The organism is Streptosporangium sp. NPDC006013 (assembly GCF_040614275.1).
In the GTDB taxonomy this organism is placed as follows: Bacteria; Actinomycetota; Actinomycetes; order Streptosporangiales; family Streptosporangiaceae; genus Streptosporangium.
The window spans coordinates 1-13,801 of sequence record NZ_JBEXUE010000275.1; the positions used below are offsets into that span (position 1 = coordinate 1).

Consider the following 13,801-nt stretch of genomic DNA (forward strand, 5'->3'; position numbering starts at 1 on the left):
GAAGTTCTCGTGCGCCGAGGCCAGTTCCCCGGGGCTCAGCGGGTAGTAGGCGCCGTCGGAGGTCAGCACGGGCAGTCCGGCGCCGTCGGGAGCCCGAGCGGCGAGGGAGTCGCCGGGGATCTCCTGGGCGACCAGGTCCTCGACGAACACGTCCACCCCGGCGTGCGGGAGCCGGTCGACGAACCTGGCCGTGTGGTCGAAGAGCGCCACGACGGCGTCGAGGTCACGGTCGGCCATGGTGCCCCTGACACCGCCCCTGAGGCTGACCTCGGTCCACTTTCCGGCCAGCCCGGTGGCCTGCCAGACGGTCCACAGCACGTCCTCGGCGGTGCCGCCCTGCCGTACGGCCTCGGTGGCGGCGGAGATGAGACCGGCGACCCGCTCGGCGGGCAGCGCCACCTGCGGCTCCACCCGCACCAGTTCCCGCGCGTCCTTCAACGCGGCGACCAGCAGCTCTCCCGAGGAGCGGGGGCCGGGGGCCGCGCGCTCCAGGTCGAGATCCACATCGAGATCCACGTCGCGAGCCACGTCGCGAGCCACGTCGCGAGCCGCCTGCTCGGCCGCCTCGGGCTCGGCGGGGTGGGCCAGCGCCTCGTGCTCGGCGATCCGCAGGGCGCGGCGGAGGCGGCGCACACCGATCATGTCGGTGCCGCCGAGCGCGCCGGTCAGCAGCTCTTCCGCCACCCCCTCGTCGAGGGTCTCCGGGTGCAGCGCCACCTGGATGAGCCTGATCAGCGGCCGCACGCCCGGCTCCTGGAAGAGCGGCACCTCGCCGCCGCCGACCACGACCGGCACCCCGGCGGTGACCAGGGCGCGGCGCAGCAGCGGCACCTGGCGGGTCGCGGAACGGACCAGCACCGCCATCCGCGACCAGGGGACCCCGTCGAGCAGGTGCGCCCTGCGGAGCGTGTCGGCCACGATCGCCGCCTCCTGAGGCGCCCCGTCGGCCACCAGCACCCGTACGTCACCGGGGTCGGCGTCCGGCAGGGCGCGCAGGTCGCGGTGGGCGGCCCCGCCGGGGATGGCGGGCAGCCGGGTGGTGACGCGGCGGGTGGCCCGCAGCAGGTTCCGGCCGCTGCGGCGGCAGACGCGCAACGCGACGACGGGGGCCTTCGCGCCGTGGGCGTCGCGGAACCGGTCGGTGAAGTTCATGATCCCTCGGACGTCGGCACCGCGAAAACCATAGATCGACTGGTCGGGATCGCCGACCGCGACCAGGTCGCGCCCCTCCCCCGCCAGCTGCTGGAGCAGGAACTCCTGGGCGGGATCGGTGTCCTGGTACTCGTCGACGAAGACGGCGTCGTACGCCGATCGCTCGCGGTCGCGCACCTCGGGGTCGGAGAGCAGCGCCCCCGCCGCCCGGATCAGCTCCGCGTAGTCGAGCACCGGTTCGAGATCGAGGTCGAACCTGGCCTGGTAGCGGTCCGCGAACCTGCCTGCGGCCACCCAGTCGGGGCGGCCGTGGCGGCGGCCCAGCCCGACCAGCTCCGGCCCGTCGAGGCCGCGTTCGGCGGCGCGGGCCAGGAAGTCACGGAGCTCGGAGGCGAAGCCGCGCGTCTTGAGCGCCTCGTGCATGTCCTGCGGCCAGTGGGCGGCGCCGTCCTCCAGCTCGCCGTGGAGCAGGCGGCGGATCTCCAGGAGCTGCTCGGGGCCGGTCAGCAGGCGCGGCGGCACCCCTCCGGCGATCACCGCCTCGCGGCGGAGCAGCGCGTAGGCGTAGCTGTGGAAGGTGAGGGAGAGCGGGGTGCGGGTGGTACGGCGCATCCGGGCCGTGATGCGCTCGCGCAACTCCTCGGCGGCCTTGCGGCTGAAGGTGAGGACGAGCACCCGCTCGGGGTCGACGCCCCGGCGCTCGATCCGGTCCACGACGGTCTCCACGATCGTGGTGGTCTTGCCGGTGCCCGGCCCGGCGAGCACGAGCAGCGGGCCGCTCTCGTGGGCCACCACCGCCCGCTGGTGCTCGTCCAGCACAGGGGCAACAGTTCTCCCCGCACCCTCACGACGTACCAGCCGCCAGTCCTGACCACTCACAACTCGCCATTCCACCAGATCCCGGACGATGATCGTGCCGAGTCGGCGGGTACGGCATGGCGGATTGTCGGCCCCGCCGGATGGGCTACGGGCGGGGCCGGCTGGGACCGATGATCAGAGCAAGGCGCTGACCTGCGCCGGAACGTCCCGGAACGGGTTCAGGGGCCGGGTGGCCGATCCTGGGGGCCGCTCGGCGGCCGCCTCCGGGAACCGTTCAGGAGAGGAAGACGTGGTCGACGAGCCTGGCCGTCGCCTTGCCGTCGTCGCGGGGCGCGTAGGTGCGCTGGAAGAGGTCGTACCGCTCGGCGTGGGCGGCGGTCACCTCGTCGATCGACCGCAGTGCCTTGATGACCTCGGCCCCGGTGGAGAGCAGCGGGCCGGGCGCCTCCGCGGCCAGGTCGAGGTACATGCCCCGCTTGGACGAGTAGCGCTGCAGGTCGTGCGTGAAGAAGAGCATCGGCCTGCCGGTCGCCGCGAAGTCGAACATGACCGACGAGTAGTCCGTGATCAGCACATCGGTGATCAGCAGCAGATCCGTAATATCGGGATACGTCGTGACGTCGCGTCCGAGGCCGGCGGGCACATTGGGCGCCGCCTGCATCGAGTGCGCCCTGATCAGGAACTCGTGGCCGGGGCCGAGCACCCGGTGCGCCTCGGCCAGGTCCAGGCGGATCGAGGCGTTCTTGCGGTCGTAGTCGCGGTAGGTCGGCGCGTAGAGCACCACCCTCGCCCCCTCGGCGATGCCGAGCCTGGCGCGCATCCGCGCCGCCATCTCGTCGCGGTCGGGGGCCACCAGCACGTCGTTGCGCGGGTAGCCGCTCTCCAGGACCTCCCCCTGGTAGCCGAACGCCTTGCGCAGCACCCGGGTCGCCCAGGGACTCTGGGAGACCAGCAGGTCCCAGCCGCGCACCTCGACCGCCTGCCGGTGCCAGGCCGGCGGCCTGGGGTCACGGGACATGTGCGGCAGGTCGTTGCCCAGGCGCTTGACCGGGGTGCCGTGCCAGGTCTGCACGACCGTCTGGTCCTCTCGCGCCCGGAACCAGGGCGGCAGGAAGCCGTTGGTCACCACGTACCGCGAGCGGGCCAGCACCGCGTAGTGCTCGCGGCTGCCCGCGCGCACCACGGTCGGCCCCTCGCCCTCGCCGAAGCCGAGCTCCCCGGGGCCCGGCGGCGTGAACGCGCCGTCCTTGACCACCCAGATGTGCTCTCCGGCGTCGCCGCGCCGCACGCGCTCCTCGTAGATCGCGCGGACGTTGCCCTCGTACTGCCGCCCGTCGTAGGCGACGTAGACGATCGCGTCGTTCAGCTCGCGGGTCCGCTCCGCGGGATAGAATCCGCGGCGCAGCGCGTACAGGCCGCCGGCGCCCTTCTCGTCGTCGGGGCGGTGCTCGGCGACGGAGAGCACCGGAATGTCGAAGCGGGTGGAGATCAGGCGGTATTCACGGCCGTCGCGGATCTTCGTGTTCTCGTCCAGATCGTCGAGGATGGCGTGGTCGACGCGGAACGGGACGATCTGGCCGGCCGGGTCGCGGACCGCCATGCTCCAGGTGCCGCCGCCCAGCGGGACCGTGTCCCCGAAACGGGGCATCGCGGCGGCCGCGATCCGCACCGTGAAACGGGAGCCCTCCCGCTCCAGGGGGATGGCGTGGATCAGCCCGCTGCGGTGCTTGAGGGTCAGCTCGGCCGCGCCGGAGCCCGGGTAGGAGCCCTCCAGGACGAGCACGCCCTGCTCGTCCCAGGTCGCGGCGGTGATGACCGGGCGGATCCGGTGCGCGGAGACGCTCACCCGGTCACGCCGGTCACGCAGCACGGTGATCTCACGATCCCCGACGACCGTACGGCTCTCCTCCGCCTTGCCGATCATGACGGAGGCGGCGGGATCGCCCTTGGGCTCGATCCAGAGACGGCCGCCGTCGCGTTCCTGCAGCAGGGAGGCCACGGCGAGCGGCACGACGACCGCGGTGCCGCCGTCGACGGGGGTGAAGTCCGCGGCGATCCGATGACCGTCCAGCCTGGCGTGCCCCCTGCTCGCCTCCTTGCCCGGCAGGAAGACCTGGACCTCCAGCCGCTCGCCGTCCAGCTTCACGCCGGTCAGCTCGGCCCTGGTGGGCTGTAGCACCACCTGGAGTGCCCGGTCGGAGGTCCAGACGGGGCGGATCCACCAGCCCCCGCCGAGATCAAGCCCCGAGGGGCGCTCGGTACGGCCGGTGGAGGGGCCGCGCAGCAGGCCGACGGCACGGGCGCCCCGGCTCCAGATCACGATCTCGGCGCGCCAGGTGGTGGTGTCCTGCACGGTGGTGCGGCGGCGCAGCAGCCGCTTGCCGCCGCGCACGACGGCCCGCACCGCGGAACGCCAGCGCAGCGGCCACGGGCTCAGTTCGGCGGTGAACCCGGACCAGTCGTAGTTGCAGCCGGCCTCTTCCGCGCCGTAGGTCGCCTCGGGGTGGAAGACCCGCCGAGTGCGCAGCCGCACCGGCGGCAGCCAGCGCGGGCCGCGCAGCACCACCGTGGCCCTGTTGAAGCGGCGGCTGCGCACCGACAGCCCGGCCAGATAGGCGTGGCCGCTGACGTGCAGCCACCCGCCGGACCAGGAGATGTCCTCGATCTGGGTCATCGGGATGAGATCCGCGGCCCGCAGCCGGAACAGGGCCTCGGGCAGCTCGTCCTGGAGCGGCAGATCCGCGTACCAGCGGAGTTTCTTGCGGACGCGCCTGGACGGCTCCGCGGCGGCGGCCACGAGCTTCTGCAGCGCGTCGCCGTCGGCGAGGTCGTCGATCTCGCGGTGCTCGATCAGGTGAAAGGCGATCCTGCGGGCGACCGGCAGGTCCCGCTTGACCCTCGCGTCCACACCGGTCACGTACGGCTTCAGGACCGTGACGAACTCGCGGCGCCGCGCGGCGCCCCGCTTGGTGGCGATGTCCAGCCGGGAACCCAGCGGCCCGGCCAGCGCGTCGGCGTCGAAACGACGGCGCTCATGCGGCTTCAGCCCGTCGGCCAGCACCGCGGCCATGATCGAGTCGAGTGGTTCTCCCCGGTCGCAGAGATCCTGGACAACCCGAAGACGATCAACGACGGGGTCGCCGCTGGCTCGTGCGGGGGTGGCACCGATGGCCATGGGGAAAGCACCGCCTTTCGGACAGAGCGCTGTCCTAGGCCATGTTAGTGCGCCACGGCAGGGCCGGTTACGCGGTGAATTAAGGGTTCCCGGGATTTACAGGCTTTTGTGATCTAAGGCTTTCCGTCCCATCTGGCCTCCCGCATATCGGCTCGGGCGCCCCTCAGCGGGGTCCGTTCCTCGCGCCAGTTCGCCAGGCATCGTTGCTCGTGGCCGGGTGGCGGGGTGCCGTCGGCGTGCACGACGCGCCACCAGGGCACACCCCCGCCCCAGGTGGACATCACCCTGCCGACCTGGCGCGGGCCGCCCTCGCCGAGATACTCGGCGATGTCGCCGTAGGACATCACCATGCCGGGCGGAATGCGCTCGACCAGATCCAGCACCCGCTCGGCGTACGGGGTGGGATGGCCTACTGGCTCCATACCGTCGGTCCGGCCGAGAGGATCTCGTCGAGTTTGCCGAACTCGTAGGCCACCGAGCCGTTCAACTGCTCGACCAGACCGCCGCGGATCGCGTAGGACTCGCCGTCCTCGCCGACCAGCCGCGCTCCCAGCAGAGCGGACACGCGTGCCAGCTGGGCCACCTGCCAGTCCGATCCGGGGGCGCCGGACAGGCGGCCATTCCATATCGCTATGGCATGAACCGCACCATTGTGGCGGGCCAGGACCTCCCCCGACTCCTGCGACCCTCTGAACTCGAACCCCGCCTGCCCCAGCACAGTCGCGAGTTCCGCGAAGGCGAGAGGCGCAGGGCGCTCCACGCGCAACTCGTACCCCATAACGCGGGAGAATAGCGAACCTTCCGGGTTTCCCGGAGTGTAAATCCCGACATTCGGGCTACCGCATCCGAACAGTGTCCCAAACGCGTTCTAATTGACTTCAAACTGCGCTTATCCCCGCGATCTCCCGCGCTTGGCCGTTTCGGCATCGACCACTACCGGTCCATTCCCGTCCGAGTGCCGGCCGAGCATCACCACGGCCGCCGCGAACGCCACCAGGCCGCCGACCAGGCCCGTTCCGTAAAGCCAGAGCCTCAGCGGATCGGGGCCCGGCCTGCTGTACTCCTCGTGCGGGACGCCGGCGCCGAAGTGCTTGTCATCCGGGACCGAGATCTCCACCGCACCCGCCACGAGCCGATCCGCCTTGGCGAGCGCCGCGGCGGCGTCGACGACGCCGAACCCGATGTGGTCGTCGTAGCCGGCGGCGGGACTCGCCGAAGCCGTGGAGACCAGTGCCTGCGCCACCATCTGCGGCGCGATATTCGGATATTTCGCTTTTATTAGTGCGGCGACCCCGGCCACCAGCGCGGTCGCCGAACTGGTCCCCTCAGAGGATCCGTAGTTTCCACCGGGGACGACCACCGGCACCCCGACACCGGGCGCCGAAACCAGAACCGACAGATTGTCACTGCTGAAGCCCGCCGGCTTGCCCAGCCTGTCCACCGCACCCACACCGATGACCCCGGAATATCCGGCGGGAAAGTTCCAGAAGGAGGTGGAGTTGTCCATGGTGTACTGGGAGTCTCCGTCGTTGCCCACGGCGGCGACGAGCACCACGCCCCTGGACAGCGCGTAGGAGACCGCCTCCCGCTCGCTCCGGTGCGGCCCGTAGGCACCCAGCGACATGCTGATGACCTTGGCGCCGTTGTCCGCGGCGTAACGGATCGCCCGGGCCAGCGGGCTGTCGTTGCGTGAGCGCAGATCCTCCTCCGGCAGCGCGGAACCGTCCTTGGGCCGATCCTCGACGATCAGCGGCAGCGAGAGGATTTCGGCCTCGGGGGCGATCCCGAGAAGACCTTCCTCGCCGTTGCCCGCCCCGGCGATGAGCGAGGCCATGGCGGTGCCGTGCCGTCCGGCGTCCGGCTTGCTCCTGTCGAACTTGACAGATCCCATGTCGGGTCCGGAGATCACCCGCCCGCGCAGCTCGGCCACCTGGTCGTCCACCCCGCTGTCGACCAGGGCCACGGTGACGCCCGAGCCCCTGGTGACCTTCCACGCCTCCTGCGCGCGCAGCATCTCCAGCACCCAGCGCTGGTCCTCGCGCACGTCGGCGGCGCCCTCCGGCGGCGCGGCCAGTACCGGAGCGGCGGGCGTCCCGGCGGGCACGGTCGCGAAGGCGGGCACCACCGGGACCGCCACCGAGATCGCGACCAGCACTCCCGTCGCCCACAATCGCCGCCTCAGCACACGTTCCCCTGGGTGCACTGGGGCACGGCGCTCGGCTCGTCGCCGAGGGCCCTGGCGATGCGCCCCGCGACCGCCTGGGCCGCGGGCCACAGCTCGCTGTGCAGGATCTCCTCCGGGGCGATCGCCTGTCGGGTGCGGCCGTCGGTGTAACCGGCGGTGGAGAAGACGATGTAGGGGCCGACGCCGACCCAGGCGTTGTGCTGGCGCTGGGCCGCCCCGAACAGCTCGGTCGCCGTGCCGGGGAAGGCCACGGGCCGCACCCCCACCCTGTCGTCCACGGCCAGCTGCGCGGAGGCGGCGAGCCGCCGCTCCTCGTCGGCGAGCACGGCGATGCCCACGGTGAAGACGAACGTGGACGTCTGGTCGACGTAGGTGGCCCGCAGCAGCGTGCGGCAGCCGTGCCGGGTGAGCACCGACCCCACCTGCGCGTCGGTACCGGCCGCGCAGGCCACCTCGGGCGCGAGGCCGACCCTGCGGGCGTACTGCTGGACCCTGCTGAGGCCGATGTACTGCAGTTCGACGGGGAAGACCAGGTCCGCGGTCCAGGTGTACCAGCGCCTGGCGATGTCGTCGGAGATGTAGCGGGCCTGCTCGGCGGCGGTCAGCGGGCGCGAGCTCGTCTCGCGCAGCAGCCCGACCGCGCCGGTCAGCACGTTGGTGGCGGCGATGGCGAGGATAGTGCCCACCAGGATCAGGAAGATCGTACGGAACCGGACGCCCTGTTCCAGGGTCGCCAGTTCGGCACGCTGAATCGCCGCGCGGTCACGGCCCGCCGCGGGCCAGGAGCGCACGCGGTGCCGCCTGACCGTGGCGCCCTGCGCGGGCGCCCGCCTGGTCCGGCCGCCCCCGGCGGCGCTCACCCGGGAGCCGGACGGTGGCCAGCCGCCGCGAGCGCGGGAGGCCGGGGCTCCCAGATGCCGCTCCGGCTCCTGGGACCGCCCTGACTGCGACATACTCCGATGCTACGTCGCCTGCCCTCTCCGCCCTATCAGCGGCGTGCATTTTCGCGGTGCCGGCTCCGGCGGCGACCTCGGTACCGACCTCGGTGCCGACCTCGGCCCGGCTCCGACCTCGGCCCGGCTCCGGCCGCGACCCGGGTCCGGGCCCGGTGCTCACGGCCAGGGCGCGGTGACCGCGTCGGGCGTGGGTTCCTGGTAGGTCGTCGACGAGCGCGCACGGCCGACGAACACGGCGATCGTGACCAGGCAGACGATCGCGCCGAGCCCGGCGGCCACGGCCACCCCGCCGTACAGGTTGATCCTGTCCCGGTCACGGTGGACGACCCGCACCGGCTCGACCGCCAGGCCCAGCGGGCGGGCGGGGTCGTGACCGCCGGCCCCCTCCGCGGTGAGGGTGTGCCGGGAGATCCTGGCGGCCGCGGCGAGTGCCCGGGTGGCGTTGACGACGCCGAAGCCCATGCCGGTGTCGTAGCCGCCGGTGGGCCGCCGGGTGGCTCCCGCAGTGATCGCCTGGACAACCAGCACGGGCGACATTTCTGGATATTTCGCCTTAATGAGGGCGGCGACCCCCGATACCAGGGCGGTCGCCTGCGAGGTGCCGCGACCTACCCAGTACTCGTCGCCGGGGCCTGCCCCGAGGATGTCCACCCCCGGCGCGGCCACCAGGACCGAGGGGTTCCGGTTGGAGAACGAGGCACGGCGCAGCCCCCGGTCCGTCGCGGCGACCGAGACCACTCCCGGGAAGGCCGCCGGGTAGGAGTAGGGGGCGTTGCCGCTGGCGTCGGTCTCCTCGGCGCCGTCGTTGCCCGCCGCCGCGACGAGCACGACCCCCTTGGAGATCGCGTAGCGGATCGCCGACCGCTCCTCCCTGGTCGCCAGTTCCTTGGAGATCGACATGTTGATCACGTCGGCACCGTGGTCCACCGCGTACCGGATGCCCCTGGCCACCACGTTCTCGTAACGCTCGGCGGTGTTGAACTCCCGGAAGCCGGGCTCCTCGTCCTCCAGGATGACCCGCACCGACAGCACCTTCGCGCGGGGCGCGACACCGATCACCCCGTCTGCCCCGCCTGGCCCGTGACCGTGCCCGGCGATCAGCGACGCCATGTACGTGCCGTGCAGCCGGAGGGGCTGCACACCCCGCGGGTTGGCCCCGGCGGTGAAGTCCTTACCCTCGATCACCGACCCGACCAGGTCACGGTGGTCGCCGTCCACCCCCGAGTCGAGCACGGCCACGGTCACGCCCTCCCCCTCGGACACCCGCCACGCGGCGGACAGGTCGAGGGTCCGCAGCACCTCGCGCTGGCTGTCCCTGACGTCGTCGGCCCGCGCGGCCGGGGCCAGTCCCGCCGCCCCCGTCAGCACCACCAGTGCCAGCAGCGTCGTCGCCGCGAGCGCCCTGCGGGCGGCGGACAGACGCCTCGGCACGGTCAGCATCGCCACTCCGCGGAGGCGCAGTCGGGACGGGCGGGCCTGGTCAGGTCGGCGAGGATCCGGTCGGCGATGTCGCCGGTGAACGCGAACAGGGTGGGCCGCTGCTCGCCGACCGCGCTGGCGGGCCGGCCGTCGGTCTGGCCGACCGTGGCCATCACCACGTAGGGACCCGCCTGCCGGACGAGGCCGGCCTGGCGCCCCGCGGAGACGAACCGGTCGGTGACGGTGCCGGGGAAGGCCAGCGCCCTCAGGCCCGGCGAGGGCCGGTCGCCCCTGGGTAGCGCCGCCTTGGCCCTGGTGGCGCCGATCTCGTCGGCGAAGGCCGCGACCCCGATGGTGACGACGACCCCCTGGAGCGCGTCGATGTAGGTGGCGCGCAGGATGCCCAGGCAGCCGGCCTTCCGGAGCGCCTTGCGCAGCTTGGCGTCGACCGCGTCGTCACAGCGGGTCTCCGGCGAGATGCCCACCCTGCGGGCCTTCTCCTCGCCCCCCTGCTCCGCGGCGTAACGGACCGTCTTGGGGAAGACCCGCCCGGCGGGCCACGCCTGCCAGCGCCGGGCCACCTCGTCGAGTGCCGCCCGATCGAGCTCCGCCTGGGTCGGCCCCCGGGTGAGCTCCGCTCCGGCGGCGCTGGTCGCCACCCCGGCCACGACCGCGCAGAACAGCGTCAGCGCCGATGCCACGACCAGCGCCGGCCATGAATGCCGTCGCTGACGTGGGACTTCGTTCACGCTCTCGACCTTAATGCGGTGAGGAGGGTGTCATCCGCCGTTCCGTCCATATCCGTCGGAGCGGAAAGCACATGTGGCGGCGGGGCGAGTGCCTCCCGAACGGCAGGGGAACGGCGAGCGCCCCGTGGGGCGCGTGCTCCACGGGGCGCGGGCGGTGAGAACCCCACCGGGCCGGTCAGTAGGTCGGCAGGCTCGGGTCGATGGTCTTGATCCAGCTGAGCACGCCGCCGCCCACGTGGACGGCGTCGGCGAAGCCCGCGCTCTTGATGACCGCCAGGACCTCGGCGGAACGGGCACCGGACTTGCAGTGCAGGACGATCTTCTTGTCCTGCGGGAGCCCCTCCAGCGCGGATCCGTTGAGGAACTCGCCCTTGGGGATGAGCACCGCGCCGGGGATGGACACGATCTCGTACTCGTTCGGCTCGCGGACGTCGATCAGGTAGATGTTCTCGTCCGCGTCCTGCATGGACTTGAGATCGGCCGCGGTGATCGTGGAGCCGGAGACGGCCTCCTGGGCCTCCTCGGAGACCGCGCCACAGAACGCCTCGTAGTCCTCCAGAAGCTGGGTGACCGTCGGGTTCTTGCCGCAGAGCACGCACTCGGGGTCCTTACGGACCTTGACCGAGCGGTAGTTCATCTCCAGGGCGTCGTAGATCATCAGACGGCCGACCAGCGGCTCACCGATGCCCGTGAGGAGCTTGATGGCCTCGTTGACCTGGATGGAGCCGATCGACGCGCACAGCACGCCGAGCACGCCGCCCTCGGCGCACGAGGGGACCATGCCGGGCGGCGGGGGCTCGGGGTAGAGGCAGCGGTAGCAGGGACCGTGCTCGGCCCAGAAGACGCTGGCCTGGCCGTCGAAGCGGTAGATGGAGCCCCAGACGTACGGCTTGCCGAGGAGGACCGCCGCGTCGTTGACCATGTAACGGGTGGCGAAGTTGTCCGTGCCGTCCACGATCAGGTCATAGCCGGCGAAGATCTCCATCACGTTGTCCGTGGTGAGCACTTCGTTGTGGATGACCACGTTGACCAGGGAGTTGATCTCCCTGACGCTGTCCGCGGCGCTCTCGGCCTTGGGGCGGCCCACATCGGACTGGCCGTGGATGACCTGCCGCTGCAGGTTGGACTCGTCGACCACGTCGAAGTCGATGACGCCGAGCGTGCCCACTCCGGCGGCGGCGAGATAGAGCAGCCCCGGGGAACCCAGGCCACCCGCGCCCACACAGAGCACCTTCGCGTTCTTCAGGCGCTTCTGCCCGGCCATGCCCACGTCCGGGATGATCAGGTGGCGCGAGTAGCGGCGCACCTCATCGACGGTCAACTCGGCTGCCGGCTCTACCAGCGGTGGCAACGACACAGTTCTGCTCCCGTTTCAGGGGGTCTTGACGATACGGCTAGCGCAGCACGCTCCACTCACAACCTAACCTGGTGCCCTGGTCATTCCCCAACCGGAGTGAGGACCGTCTCACCTATCAGGATCCTGGCCTCGCGGGCCACCCTGTCGGGGAACTCCATCTGGGCCACATGCCCGGCGTCGGGCAGCAGCACCAGTTTCACCTGCGGGAACGTCCGGCCCGCACGGGCCGCCATCCGGGGGTTGACGAGCCGGTCGTGGCGACCGTGCACGACCAGCGTGGGCGCGGTCACCTGGGCCGCCTGCCGCCACAGGTTCGTCTCCCCGCGCCGGAAGTACTCGGCGACGATGCCGCGCGCCGAGTTGATCAGCGCCGCCCCCGCGTACGGGAGGCCGTCCCGGCGGCGCACCTCCTCGATCGCCTCCTTGAGCCGCTCCGGGTGAATCCTCCCCACGTCGGCGTAGCACATGGCGAGCGTGGCACCGAGCCTGCGCTCGGCGGGCAGCAGGCTCAGCCGGCTCGCCGCCCACTCGCCGAGCCTGGGCACGGCGGACAGCGCCACCCGCGCGGGGCCGTACCTGGGCAGCAGGTCGGGCAGGGCCGGTGAGATCAGGGTGAGCGAGCGGACCAGGTCGGGGCGGGTGGCGGCGAGCCGCACGGAGACGGCTCCGCCCAGGGAGTTTCCGAACAGGTGGACGGGGGCCCGCGAGACCCGCTCTATCAGGGCGGTGACGGTCCGTACGTGGGCGTCGACGGAGTAGTCGCCGCCGGGCGGCTCGGGCGAGTATCCGGCGCCCGGCAGGTCGACGGCATGACCGGTCACCACGTCGGAGAGCTCACCCATCAGGTCTGTCCAGTTGGTCGCGGAGCCCGCGAGGCCGTGTACGTAGACGGCGGTCTCCACGGGTCCTGGCGGGGTCGATCGCACGTGGATCCGCTGGTCGCCGAGGTCGACCATCTCGCCCTGCCAGTTGGGGATCGGTTTGTGTACCACGCGTCTCCTCCTGTCGTCCGGCCGCTCTTCCACGATAGTTCGCCTCTCGATACGGCAGACGACAGCCCCCGGATGCCACAAAAGGCACATAAGCCTATTTTAGCTAGATATCTTTTTATTACATACTTTATCGCCATTAGCTAGACGCTCCCTCCAGCCACCCCCCTCCTCGAAGAACAAAAGCGACATTAAAGACATTTAATCTTAAATTATCCGGTAACCATCCAAGATCCACCACAAATAGATAAGGAGAGTGTAAAAGGATTTGATCTCTGTTTATCAGCAGACATGCGAGGAAATCATGACAACCAGGGATGGCTCACCACTGGCCATCTCCGGTAATTCCCGACTGATTAGGCAAGTGCCGAAAATCGGGGCAACCGATCCTTTCAAGGGGGAAACGCAATGCCCAAGTACAAGGGTGTCCTCGCAGGGCTCGCGATCAGCACGGCGCTGACCGGCGGAGTCGTCGGCATGGGCGCAGCGACCACCGTCACCAGCGCCAGCGCGATGACCACCACGATCACCGGCGCCGCCTTCCCGACCTGGGGCGGCGGCTGCGGTCGCGGCTGCTGCGGCGGCCGCTCGCACTTCCGCCGCACCCACCACCGCTTCAGGCTGACCCTCAACAACCGCAGCAACAACGACAACCGCCTGGACAACTTCAGCCGCAACGACCGCCTCGTGCCCGTTCTCGTCGAGCGCGAGGAAAGGGAAAGGGAGTAGCAGGCCTCCCGATCACCGGAGTCGCACCCCCGATCGGGGCGCGGCACAGCCGGAACATGAGGTCACTCACGGCCGAACCCGCGATTCGAAGCGGCTTCGGAACCGTAACGGAGCGACAGGGCACCGTATTCGCCACGATCACCGCTTCTCACCGAGAAACAACGATCGGCCGGCAGATACCGGAACTTGAGGAGAAATCCCCAAGCCCCTGACGCCCAGCAAAGTGCGAGTTCTCATTTCTCACGAATCACAGCGGGGCCCCGCGGTTTTC

11 protein-coding genes are annotated in these 13,801 nt (G+C 71.0%); 1 reads left to right on the forward strand and 10 read right to left on the reverse strand.

Features of this window, described 5'->3' with window-relative positions:
• The 10 genes from ABZ260_RS32505 to ABZ260_RS32550 form a co-directional block, all read right to left on the reverse strand.
• Nucleotides 1–1,971: UvrD-helicase domain-containing protein (locus ABZ260_RS32505; protein ID WP_355625435.1), on the reverse strand; the 1,971-nt coding region annotated here is incomplete at its 3' end.
• Between the two features lie 274 nt (nucleotides 1,972–2,245).
• Nucleotides 2,246–5,146: a CDP-glycerol glycerophosphotransferase family protein gene (locus ABZ260_RS32510; RefSeq protein WP_355625437.1), complete on the reverse strand. Its 2,901-nt coding sequence runs from the start codon at nucleotides 5,144–5,146 to the stop codon at nucleotides 2,246–2,248.
• A 113-nt stretch (nucleotides 5,147–5,259) separates the two neighbouring features.
• Nucleotides 5,260–5,568 carry an MGMT family protein gene (locus ABZ260_RS32515; protein ID WP_350921873.1) on the reverse strand — a complete coding sequence of 103 codons (309 nt, stop codon included), beginning with the start codon at nucleotides 5,566–5,568 and terminating at the stop codon, nucleotides 5,260–5,262.
• A complete protein-coding gene (locus ABZ260_RS32520; RefSeq protein ID WP_343977409.1) occupies nucleotides 5,556–5,906 on the reverse strand; it encodes a hypothetical protein in 351 nt (116 codons plus the stop codon). The genes ABZ260_RS32515 and ABZ260_RS32520 overlap by 13 nt, the downstream gene beginning before the upstream one ends.
• A 129-nt stretch (nucleotides 5,907–6,035) precedes the next feature.
• On the reverse strand, nucleotides 6,036–7,331 hold the full coding sequence (locus ABZ260_RS32525; protein WP_355625440.1) for a S8 family serine peptidase: 1,296 nt from the start codon (nucleotides 7,329–7,331) through the stop codon (nucleotides 6,036–6,038).
• Nucleotides 7,325–8,284 (reverse strand): hypothetical protein, encoded by a 960-nt coding sequence (locus tag ABZ260_RS32530; protein WP_355625442.1) that lies wholly within the window; start codon nucleotides 8,282–8,284, stop codon nucleotides 7,325–7,327. Before ABZ260_RS32530 ends, ABZ260_RS32525 begins: the two co-directional genes overlap by 7 nt.
• Nucleotides 8,285–8,443: 159 nt before the next feature.
• On the reverse strand, nucleotides 8,444–9,727 hold the full coding sequence (locus ABZ260_RS32535; RefSeq protein ID WP_355625444.1) for a S8 family serine peptidase: 1,284 nt from the start codon (nucleotides 9,725–9,727) through the stop codon (nucleotides 8,444–8,446).
• A complete protein-coding gene (locus tag ABZ260_RS32540) occupies nucleotides 9,721–10,455 on the reverse strand; it encodes a hypothetical protein (protein WP_355625446.1) in 735 nt (244 codons plus the stop codon). Before ABZ260_RS32540 ends, ABZ260_RS32535 begins: the two co-directional genes overlap by 7 nt.
• Before the next feature lie 175 nt (nucleotides 10,456–10,630).
• The gene (moeZ, locus tag ABZ260_RS32545) at nucleotides 10,631–11,812 is read right to left on the reverse strand and encodes an adenylyltransferase/sulfurtransferase MoeZ (RefSeq protein ID WP_355625448.1); all 1,182 of its coding nucleotides are present in this window, start codon (nucleotides 11,810–11,812) and stop codon (nucleotides 10,631–10,633) included.
• Between the two features lie 80 nt (nucleotides 11,813–11,892).
• Nucleotides 11,893–12,804 (reverse strand): alpha/beta hydrolase, encoded by a 912-nt coding sequence (locus ABZ260_RS32550; protein ID WP_355625450.1) that lies wholly within the window; start codon nucleotides 12,802–12,804, stop codon nucleotides 11,893–11,895.
• A gap of 405 nt (nucleotides 12,805–13,209) precedes the next feature.
• On the opposite strand from ABZ260_RS32550, the gene ABZ260_RS32555 reads away from it, so the two are divergent.
• Nucleotides 13,210–13,530: a hypothetical protein gene (locus ABZ260_RS32555; protein ID WP_355625452.1), complete on the forward strand. Its 321-nt coding sequence runs from the start codon at nucleotides 13,210–13,212 to the stop codon at nucleotides 13,528–13,530.
• Nucleotides 13,531–13,801: the final 271 nt, after the last annotated feature.

Coding starts and splice junctions, on each gene's coding strand:
- ABZ260_RS32510 (WP_355625437.1), bottom strand. CDS start 5,146: ATGGCCATCGGTGCCACCCCCGCACGAGCCAGCGGCGACCCCGTCGTT.
- ABZ260_RS32515 (WP_350921873.1), bottom strand. CDS start 5,568: ATGGAGCCAGTAGGCCATCCCACCCCGTACGCCGAGCGGGTGCTGGAT.
- ABZ260_RS32530 (WP_355625442.1), bottom strand. CDS start 8,284: ATGTCGCAGTCAGGGCGGTCCCAGGAGCCGGAGCGGCATCTGGGAGCC.
- ABZ260_RS32535 (WP_355625444.1), bottom strand. CDS start 9,727: ATGCTGACCGTGCCGAGGCGTCTGTCCGCCGCCCGCAGGGCGCTCGCG.
- ABZ260_RS32555 (WP_355625452.1), top strand. CDS start 13,210: ATGCCCAAGTACAAGGGTGTCCTCGCAGGGCTCGCGATCAGCACGGCG.